The sequence below is a fragment of the Kitasatospora sp. NPDC059803 genome (assembly GCF_042732255.1).
Taxonomy (GTDB): Bacteria; Actinomycetota; Actinomycetes; order Streptomycetales; family Streptomycetaceae; genus Kitasatospora.
In genome coordinates this window covers 1-8,512 of sequence record NZ_JBHWIJ010000343.1, presented here as the reverse complement: position 1 = coordinate 8,512, position 8,512 = coordinate 1, and the positions used below count along the sequence as shown (strand labels likewise).

Genomic DNA, 8,512 nt, shown 5'->3' with positions numbered 1-8,512 from the left:
GAGGCCCCTCGCTTTCGCAAGGGGCCTCTCGGCTGTCTGTGCGCCGCCAGGGACTCGAACCCCGGACCCGCTGATTAAGAGTCAGCTGCTCTAACCAACTGAGCTAGCGGCGCCTGCTGACAGAGAAGACTTTAGCAGCGCCCGGGGTCCGCGCCAAAATCGAATACCGGCCGTCCGCCGTTCACCCCCCGGTCACGGCCGCCGCGCCGGCCGGCACGGCCGCAGCCGGCTCCCGGGCCGCCCGCACGCACGCCCACAGCACCACCGAGGCGCCCGGCAGCCACGGCTCCCGGTCCTCCGGGGCGACGATCCACCGGCCGGAGCCCAGCCCGGGGGAGTCCGGGCCGTTCACCATCCGCTGCACCGGCGGCACGGTCACCGCGTCGCCCTTGCCGTGGCACAGCAGGGGCGGCACGTCCCGGGCCCACTCCTCCCAGGCCAGCAGCCGGCGCAGCCGGGGCCCCGCACCGGGCTGGACGAACAGCAGCGTCCGCCCCCGGTAGGAGGCGACCGGCCCGCAGCCGGGCCCGGAGGCCCACAGCTCGTCCAGCACCCGGCGGCCGAACAGCGACGGCATGCTGATCACGTCGAAGGCGCGCCCGCAGGGCAGCACCGAGGGCGCCCACGGCCGGGCCTCCCAGAGGGCGCGCATGCTGCGCGGGTACTCGCTGGCGGAGGCGAGCCAGGCCTCGCCGGCCACGGTGACGTACTCCACCGACTGATACGTCCAGATGTCCACGGACAGCAGCCTGTGCCGTCCGGGGGCAGGACGGGAGGGAAAGCACGGTTTGCCGGACAGGACGACGGGGAACGGCGTACCCTTCCCCGCTCGCGCATATGCCAGCGGCGGATGCCGGGGCGCCGGAGCAGCGGGTGCCTGGCGCTCCGGCGCCTTGTGCCCGGCGGCGCTCAGTCCTCGTGGCGGCGGGGCTGGAGCAGCCCGCGGCCGTACTCGATCATCTTGGCCGCGTAGTCGGGGGTCCAGTCCGCCCGCTGCGCGATCTCGGCGTCGGACAGCGCGTCGAAGCGGCGCGGGTCCGCCAGCTGCGCGGCGGCGACCGCCTGGAAGTCGGTGGCCCGCTCGGCGGCCGTCCGGAAGGCCAGGGCCAGCTCGGTGGAGCGGCGCAGCAGCTCCGTGGGGTCGTCGATCGACTCCAGATCGAAGAATCGTTCCGGCTCCGGCTCGGCGGACTGCGGCTCGAACAGCAGCTGCACCGGACGCAGACGCCGCGCGGGGTCGGCCTGACCGCCGTGGTCGGACGCCTTCGTGTGGGAGTCGGGCATGGACGGACACCTCCGGGTCTCGGTGGGGGTGGGCGGCGGCTGCTCCGGGCCGCGCCGCACGGCCGTGGCCGCCGTCCATTGTCGCGCGGCGGCGGCCGGTAACGGAACGGTGCGCGTGCGGGCGCTATTCCCCCGTACGCGCCGGGGTCGCGCTACTCCTTCGGGTGGTCGGGCGCGTGCGGCGACGTCGGGGCGTCGGGGCCGTCGTTGTCCCGGGTGTCCCAGCGATCCACCACCCCAGGGAGAACCCATGCCCGTAGGCAAGGGCCTCGCGGCCGGACTCCTGCTGATCACCCCGGCCCTCGGACTGGCCGCGGCGCCTGCGGCCGGGGCCGCCGAGACGACCACCGTGGTGACCGGGCCGTGGAGCGGCCCGGGCGGCTGGTCGACGGCGACCTGCCCCGAAGGCTCCCACCTCACCGGGGGCGGCTACGCCTTCCGGCCCGCCGGCTCCGGCGACGCCGTCCTGGTCAACGCGCCGAACCCCGACGACCCGAGCACCTGGGCGGTGCGGGCCGGGCACGGGACCGTCCAGGCCTACGCCGCCTGCGAGACCGAGACCGAGACCAAGGCCTGATCCGCCCGCCCGGCCGCTCAGCCCAGCCGCTCAGCCCAGCCGCACCCGGTGGCCGCTCAGGTGGTGCAGCACCTGATGGTTGGCCTCCCAGCCGTCCGGAAAGGCGACCGGGACGCCCAGCTGGACCGGCTCGGTGGACGGGTGCTCGTCCAGCAGCTCGCCGATCCCGGCCCGGGCCACCACGATGCAGGCGTGCCGGTGCCGGGAGGCGAGCACGCACAGCCGGCCGGTCTCCAGGTGGAAGGCCGTCGCGTCGGGCCGTCCGGAGAGCGGGTGCAGCACCACCGTGACGTCGTACTCGCGGCCCTGCAGCCGGTTGGCGGTGTCCACCGTGACGGCCGGGCCGGCCGCCTGGTCCACCGGGACGCCGACCTTGAGCAGGGCCGCGCGGACGGCCGCGGCCTGGTCCCGGTGGGCGGTGCCGACCGCGATCCGATCCGCGGTGAGGGAGGCCTCGCCCTGTTCGGAGCGGGCGGTCAGTCCACGCTCCAGCAACCGCCGGACGGTGGCCGCGACGGCCGCCACCGCCTGCGGATCGGTCCGCACGGTGTGCCGGGCGGGCAGCTCCAGCAGCGCCCAGCCGTGCTCGGCGGCCCGGTCGATCGCGGTGTCCAGCGCGCCGCCGTCCGGCCGGACGGCGGCGGTCAGCCGGCGGTCGTCCGGGCCGGTGCCGGAGCGGAACGGCGTGTACGGGTAGAACGCCCGCGAGATCAGCGGCGCCGCGCTGGCCGGCAGCCGCCAGGAGACCGGCAGCCGGTGCGGCTCGATCTGCGGGTTGTGCGCCAGCATGGTGACCACGGCGCTGCTCGACGGGTCGTACGACAGGCCCGCCCACTGCTCGGTGCCGACCACGGTGAACGGGTCCAGCTGGCCCGGATCGCCGACGAACAGCGCCCGCTCGAACAGCCGGGCCACCGCGAGCAGGGCGTCCGAACGCATCTGGTACGCCTCGTCGACGATCGCGTGCCGCCACGGCGCCTCGGCCCGCACCCACTGCCACTTCGCCGAGGTGGAGACCACCACGTCGTGCTCGACCAGCTCGGCGACCTTGTCGGAGGGCGTGACGTTGGCGTGCTTCAGCACCTCCGGGCCGGGCCGGGCGTCGGCGGCGTGCAGCCGGCCGATCGTCAGGTCCGGCGCCTTCTCGGCGAGTCGGCCGACCAGGTCGTCCACCTGGCCGTTGGTCTGGGCGACGATCATCAGCCGCTCGCCGGCCTCGACCAGCTCCCGGGCCGCCCGCACCACCAGCGTCGACTTCCCGGCGCCGGGCGGGGAATCGACCACCACGCCGCGCGGGGCGCCGGCCGCCGGGTGGACGGTCGCGGCCAGGATCCGGGCCACGGCGGCGTCGGCGGCCGCGCCCGGTGCCTGCTCGGCGCTCAACTCGGCCATCATTCCCACTCCTCGGAGACGGACGGGGCGGGTACGGGGGCGGTGCCGGGCGGGCCGCCGTGCGTCCACGGGGTGTCGTCCGGCTCGGGCAGCGGCGCGGACTGGCGGACCGTCAGCTCGAACAGGGTGAAGGTGACCGGATCGCCGGGCTCGGGCAGACTGCCCGGCTCGGGCTCCTTCCTGCGCCCCATGCCGGACAGCAGACGCAGGGTGATGGTGCCCCCGGCCGGGTCGACCGCCGCGATCTCCGCCTTCTGCGGGGACCGGCCGCCGCCGGCCTCCGGCTGGGGGAACCCCCACACCCGGTGCGCCTCCCGCCCGAGATCCGCGTGCGGGCGGTCGGCGGTGCGCAGGGTGATCAGCGGGCGCGGCTTGGGGGAGCGGCCGGTGGTGTCGTAGTCCGGCACCACCTCGGTCACCACGCCGCTGAACGCCTCGCCGGACAGCCGGTGTTCGGCCATCGCCAGCGGATCGTCCAGCGCCTCCTGGACGTCCAGCCGGGTCTGCTCGCGCTCGCGCTGGGCGAGCTTGCGGGCGGCCGTGACGGCGTCGTCCTGCCGCGGCTGCGGCGGCTCGCCGGCCGCCAGCCGGTCCCGGTGGCCGGTGTAGGACCAGCGGTCGCCGGTCCAGCGCTCCGCCAGGTGCCCGGCGGGCGGCAGCCCGCGCAACAGGTCCAGACCGCGCCAGACGTCCCGCCAGGTGGGCAGCAGGACGGCCGCCAGCACCTCGCGCAACTGCTCGACCGCCGCCCGGACGGCCGCCCGGGCGCGCTCGGCGGCGGCCTCGTCGCGCTGCTCGGCGCTGTGCTGAAGGGCGGCCGTGGCGGTGTCGTAGCGGGCGATCGCCGGGGCGAGCACGAACTCGTCGAAGCGCGGATCGGTGGCCGGGCCGGCCGGCGGGTGCAGCAACTGCCCCCGGTCGTCCCGGGCGGACTCGGCGCGCTCGGCCGCCTCGGCACCGGTCAGGCCGCCCGGCGGGGCGTGCCAGGCCAGGTGGGCGGCCAGGTGCTGGTCCTCCAGGTGGCTCTGGCCGGTGGCCCAGTGCCGGGCCAGCAAACCGGTCATCGGCAGCAGCAGGCTGGTGCCGGGCACCTGGGCGCGGTCGGTGAGGTGGGTCAGCCAGCGGCCGAGCAGCGGCACCCGCACCGGCGCGGGGTACGGCCCCGGCTCGTCGTCCTCGACCGTGCGGCGGAACCGGGTGGAGCGGCCGAGCAGGGCCAGGTGCCGCACGCCCGCGCCGTTCGGCACGATCAGCTGCGGCGCGTCGGCGCACAGCTCGCGGAACACCTGGGTCTTCTCGCCGGTCTCCGGGTCCTTCTCGGAGCCCTCGATCTGCTCCACGTCCTCGGCGAAGGACTCCAGGTACGGCAGCAGGTCGGCGGCCAGCTCGGCCAGGAAGTCGAACCGCAGGGTGCGGTTGAGCGGCTGCGGCACCAGGTGCAGCCGGGGCGCGTCCCGGTCGGTGCCCAGCAGCACCGCCAGCGGCGCGCCGGCCTCACCGGCGGCCGTCAGCGGCACGACCACCATCGGGCGGTCGGACAGGTGCCGGTGCCGGACGGTGGCCAGCGGCTCGGCCCGCCCGCTGCGGACGGCCTCCAGCCGGGCGAGGGTGGTCAGCAGGCTCATGCGCCCGCCCCCGCTTCGGGCCCGCCGCGTTCGCGCAGGGCCGCGCTGCGCCCGCTCATGCGTGACCCGCCGTCGGGGCCTTGCCCAGTGCCTCGGCGCGCAGCGCGGCCGCGTAGGCCAGCCGTTCGGCGGCCTCGTCCACGTCCACGTCCTTGTCCACGTCGGCGCTGTCAGTGTCCAGGCTGATGCCGGCTTCGGCGGCGGCCAGGGCCCGCGTCACCGTCCGGATGCTGCCCAGTTCGCCGCGCACGCCCCGGCCGAGCTGCTCGACCCGGTCGCCGCAGCGGGCCTGGGCGCGGCAGTGGAAACCGAGCTCGCAGGTGGAGAGGCAGTCCGGGCCGTACGCGGCGGGCACCGCCTCGACCGAGGCGGTCAGCTCCTCGGCGGAGCGGGCCGGCACGCCCTCCTCGTCGGCCGCCAGGTCGAAGTCGGCGCCCGCCGGCAGCTCCGCCAGCAGCCGGTCGATGCCGGTCATCCGGCTCAGCTGGCGGCGGGTGGTGGCGAGCTCGCGGCGGACGTCGACGGCGACGGCCGTCGGCCGGTTGCCGAAGTCCTTCGGGCAGACCAGCAGCACGCTCGACCGGGGGCTGCCGGGCAGCCGCTGCTCGGTGTACGGGTCGTCGGCGAGCGGGTGGCCGGCCAGTGCGGCGGCGGTCCGCTGGAGCGCCAGCACGTACACGGCGGCCTGGCGGGCGGCGGCGCCGACCTTGGGCGGGTCCGCGCCGCCGTCCAGCACCGGGAAGGACTTGATCTCGACCACCGTGCACCGGCCGCCGTGCACCACGACCGCGTCCGGCTCCAGGTAGGCGGTGCCGCCGGCCACGTCCAGGCGCAGCATCGGGTGGTCCAGCAGCGTCCATGCGTCCGGGTCGGCGGCGGCCCGGGCCAGCGCCTCGACCGTCCGGTCGGCCCGGACGGCGGGCCCGGAGCGGTGCAGCAGATCCGGCACCTGCAAGGGGGTGCCGCCGTCCGCCGGGACGCCGAGGTGGCCGCGCAGCGGCTCCAGCAGCGCGGCGTAGTCGTCCGCCTTCAGCCGGGACTCGAAGATCACGCCGCGGGCGATCGCGAACGGGGACTGCCCGAAGGGCGCGGGGCGGCCGAGCCGGGCGGCCAGCGTCGACTTGTCCACCCCCGCAGCGTCGAGCACGGCGCGGCGGTGGCAGCCCGGATTGGCGGCGAGCGCGGCGAGGGAACGGGCGTTCAGGCTGCGCTGCGGCGCGGGACCGCGCAGTTCGGCGAGCCGCTGGGCGAGCGGCTCAGCGTGCCCGGTGGACGGGACGTTCGTCGAGACGTTCATGGTGCGGCCCAGTGTCGCACCCGGGTCCGACAATGCGGTGCGGACCGGCCTGTTCCGGCCTGAACCGCGCGTGCGTGCCGGATGGGGGACACCTCGCGCCCCGGTCGGCCCGGGTGCCGAGACCGTTCCGGACCGGAGCCGCCTCCGGACCGTTTCGATCCGGAGCCGCCTCCGGACCGTTTCGGACCGGCCCGCGATCGTGCCCGCCGTCCGGGTGAGGGATCATGGAACCCGGTGCTCAAGGGTGAGACCGACCGTTGCCGCCACCCCGCTGCGAGGAGCCTGCCATGCCCGCCCGAATCGTGCTGGTCCGCCACGGCGAGACCGAATGGTCGGCCACCGGCCGCCACACCGGCCGCACCGACATCCCGCTGACCGAGGAGGGCCGGGCGATGGCCCGGGCGCTCGGCGCCCGCCTCGCCAAGGCCCCCTGGAACGGGCTGCCGGACGCGCTCGTCTACACCAGCCCGCTCGGCCGCGCCAAGGAGACCTGCGCCCTGGCCGGCTTCGGCGACCGGGCGGTGGAGCGCCCGGAGCTCCTGGAGTGGGACTACGGCCAGTACGAGGGCCGCACCGGCGCGGACATCCGTGCCACCGACCACCCCGGCTGGCTGATCTGGCGCGACGGCGTGCCCGGTGGCGAGAAGCTCTCCGAGGTGGCCGCCCGGGTGGACGCCTTCCTCGCCGGCCTCAACGAGGAGCACGGCGTCCCCGAGCCGGACACCACCGTCATGCACTGCGCGGACCGGGACGTCGTCCTGTTCGCGCACGGCCACCTGCTGCGCATCCTGACCGCGCGCTGGCTGGGCCTGCCGCCCGAGTTCGCCCAGCGCTTCAAGCTCGGCACCGCCGCGCTCTGCGTGCTCTCCTGGGAGTACGGCGCGCCGGCCGTGGAGGTCTGGAACGACCTCTCCCACCTGGAGGGCCTGGCCGCCGGTCACTGACGGACCATCAGGAGCTGCGCCTCAGGCGGCCGCCGCCTGGTCGTACCCGGTCAGGAAGTGGCGGACCTCGGTCACGGCGGCGTGCGGGCGCAGCCGTTCGGCGGTGTCCGCCAGCATGCTCCGGATCCGGGCCGAGCGGACCTCGCCGAACAGCGCCACGGCGGCCGAACCGTGGTGCGCCGCACCCGCCAAGTCGCCCCGGCCGAGCCGGTCGTGGGCCAGCTCGGCGGTGTACAGCACCCGGTTGCGGACGAAGTGCGGCTTCTGCAGCGCTATGGCCAGTCCGGCCTGCTCGCTGGCGCGGTCCCAGTCGCCGAGTGTGGACCAGCACTGCGACTGCAGGCCGGCGATCTCCGCCTCGCCGAAGAAGGACATCCACTCCGGATCCCCCTCGGCGCGGCCGCGGTCGAACAGCGTGTACGCCCGGGCGAGCGCGCGTTCGCAGGCGGCGCGGTCCTGCAGCAGCGCCCAGCCGCCGGCCTCCCGCATGGCCAGCAGCGCGAGCAGCCGGGCGGAGTCCAGCTGGCGGGCGGCGACCTGCCCGGCCTGGGCGGCGCGCAGCGCCTCGCGGGGGCGGCCGGCGTCCCGGGCGAGGAAGGCGCTGTTGCAGAACACGTGCGCCTCCAGTGCGGCGTCGCCGGCCATGCGGGCGGTGGCGAGCGCCTCGGCGTAGAGCGAGCGGGCGTCCGCCAGCCGGTTCGAGTCGTGCGCCAACCAGCCCACCGAGATGGCGAGTTCGCCGGCCCCGGCCTGGAGTCGGCGTTCGGTCTCCGCGCTGTACTCGCCCTCGTTGAGCAGCAGGTAGGCGGTGCGCAGCGACTGCCCGGCGCGTTCGAACAGGGTGTCGCCGCCGTGCGCGTCGTCGGCCAGCCGGATCTCCCGGACGGCCTGCTCGACGCCGAGCACCTCGGCGGCGCCGACCCTGCGGGGTGGCGGTACCGGCCCGGGGCGGCCGGGCACGAAGGCGCCGGGGCCGGGCTCGAACAGCACCGGCGCGGCGGGGGCGACGGCGGCACCGCCGGTGGCCGCGGCGGCGGCCACGGTCGGCCGGTCGATGCCGATCACGGTGGCCAGCGCGGTCGGGCCGCCGGCCAGGAACGTACGGCGACGCACGTCGTCGTTCTCCTCGTCGAGATAGGGCGATCCATCAGGCCCCCGGGGCGCCGCGACGGACCTCGGCCACGGGGGCCTGTTCGGAGCGGCTGGATCCGCGTACGGCGAGGCAGCGTACGGGAGTTGAGTGGAGAGCGGTGAGCGCGGGGCGGGCGGGGGCGGGAACGGTGGGTGGAGCGGGGGGGCTTGGGCCCTCCCGCCGCGGCGGGGCGCCCGGCGGGGGGGGGCGGGGGGCGGTGTGGGTCGGGGGGGGGGGCGCGCGCGCGGGGGGGGCGCCGCC

Annotated in this window: 8 protein-coding genes and 1 tRNA gene; 2 read left to right on the top strand and 7 right to left on the bottom strand. The window is 76.5% G+C overall.

Annotated elements, in window-relative coordinates; translation table 11 throughout:
• Nucleotides 1–39: 39 nt before the first annotated feature.
• From ACFV6I_RS34620 to ACFV6I_RS34610, 3 genes are all read right to left on the bottom strand, one after another.
• Nucleotides 40–113, bottom strand: a tRNA-Lys gene (locus ACFV6I_RS34620).
• Nucleotides 114–181: 68 nt separating this feature from the next.
• Nucleotides 182–739 (bottom strand): bifunctional DNA primase/polymerase, encoded by a 558-nt coding sequence (locus ACFV6I_RS34615; RefSeq protein WP_063349288.1) that lies wholly within the window; start codon nucleotides 737–739, stop codon nucleotides 182–184.
• 170 nt (nucleotides 740–909) lie between these two features.
• Complete coding sequence (locus ACFV6I_RS34610) at nucleotides 910–1,284, bottom strand: hypothetical protein (protein ID WP_063349289.1); 375 nt, start codon at nucleotides 1,282–1,284, stop codon at nucleotides 910–912.
• Between the two features lie 250 nt (nucleotides 1,285–1,534).
• Between ACFV6I_RS34610 and ACFV6I_RS34605 the strand changes: the two genes are divergently transcribed.
• The gene (locus ACFV6I_RS34605) at nucleotides 1,535–1,861 is read left to right on the top strand and encodes a hypothetical protein (RefSeq protein WP_380429765.1); all 327 of its coding nucleotides are present in this window, start codon (nucleotides 1,535–1,537) and stop codon (nucleotides 1,859–1,861) included.
• Between the two features lie 30 nt (nucleotides 1,862–1,891).
• Here ACFV6I_RS34605 and ACFV6I_RS34600 read toward each other — a convergent pair whose 3' ends face one another.
• Genes ACFV6I_RS34600 through ACFV6I_RS34590 form a run of 3 tightly spaced genes read right to left on the bottom strand, consistent with a single transcriptional unit; the run spans nucleotide 1,892 to nucleotide 6,175 of the window.
• Nucleotides 1,892–3,256 carry an AAA family ATPase gene (locus ACFV6I_RS34600; protein ID WP_380429763.1) on the bottom strand — a complete coding sequence of 455 codons (1,365 nt, stop codon included), beginning with the start codon at nucleotides 3,254–3,256 and terminating at the stop codon, nucleotides 1,892–1,894.
• Entirely contained in the window at nucleotides 3,253–4,878 is a 1,626-nt protein-coding gene (locus tag ACFV6I_RS34595; protein ID WP_380429761.1) for a hypothetical protein, read from the bottom strand. The genes ACFV6I_RS34600 and ACFV6I_RS34595 overlap by 4 nt, the downstream gene beginning before the upstream one ends.
• A 55-nt stretch (nucleotides 4,879–4,933) precedes the next feature.
• A complete protein-coding gene (locus ACFV6I_RS34590; RefSeq protein ID WP_380429758.1) occupies nucleotides 4,934–6,175 on the bottom strand; it encodes a hypothetical protein in 1,242 nt (413 codons plus the stop codon).
• 287 nt (nucleotides 6,176–6,462) lie between these two features.
• Here ACFV6I_RS34590 and ACFV6I_RS34585 point away from each other — a divergent pair, with 287 nt between their 5' ends.
• Nucleotides 6,463–7,119 (top strand): histidine phosphatase family protein, encoded by a 657-nt coding sequence (locus tag ACFV6I_RS34585; protein ID WP_363370111.1) that lies wholly within the window; start codon nucleotides 6,463–6,465, stop codon nucleotides 7,117–7,119.
• Between the two features lie 21 nt (nucleotides 7,120–7,140).
• On the opposite strand, the gene ACFV6I_RS34580 is transcribed toward ACFV6I_RS34585, so the two are convergent.
• On the bottom strand, nucleotides 7,141–8,232 hold the full coding sequence (locus ACFV6I_RS34580) for a tetratricopeptide repeat protein (RefSeq protein WP_380429755.1): 1,092 nt from the start codon (nucleotides 8,230–8,232) through the stop codon (nucleotides 7,141–7,143).
• Nucleotides 8,233–8,512 lie beyond the last annotated feature (280 nt).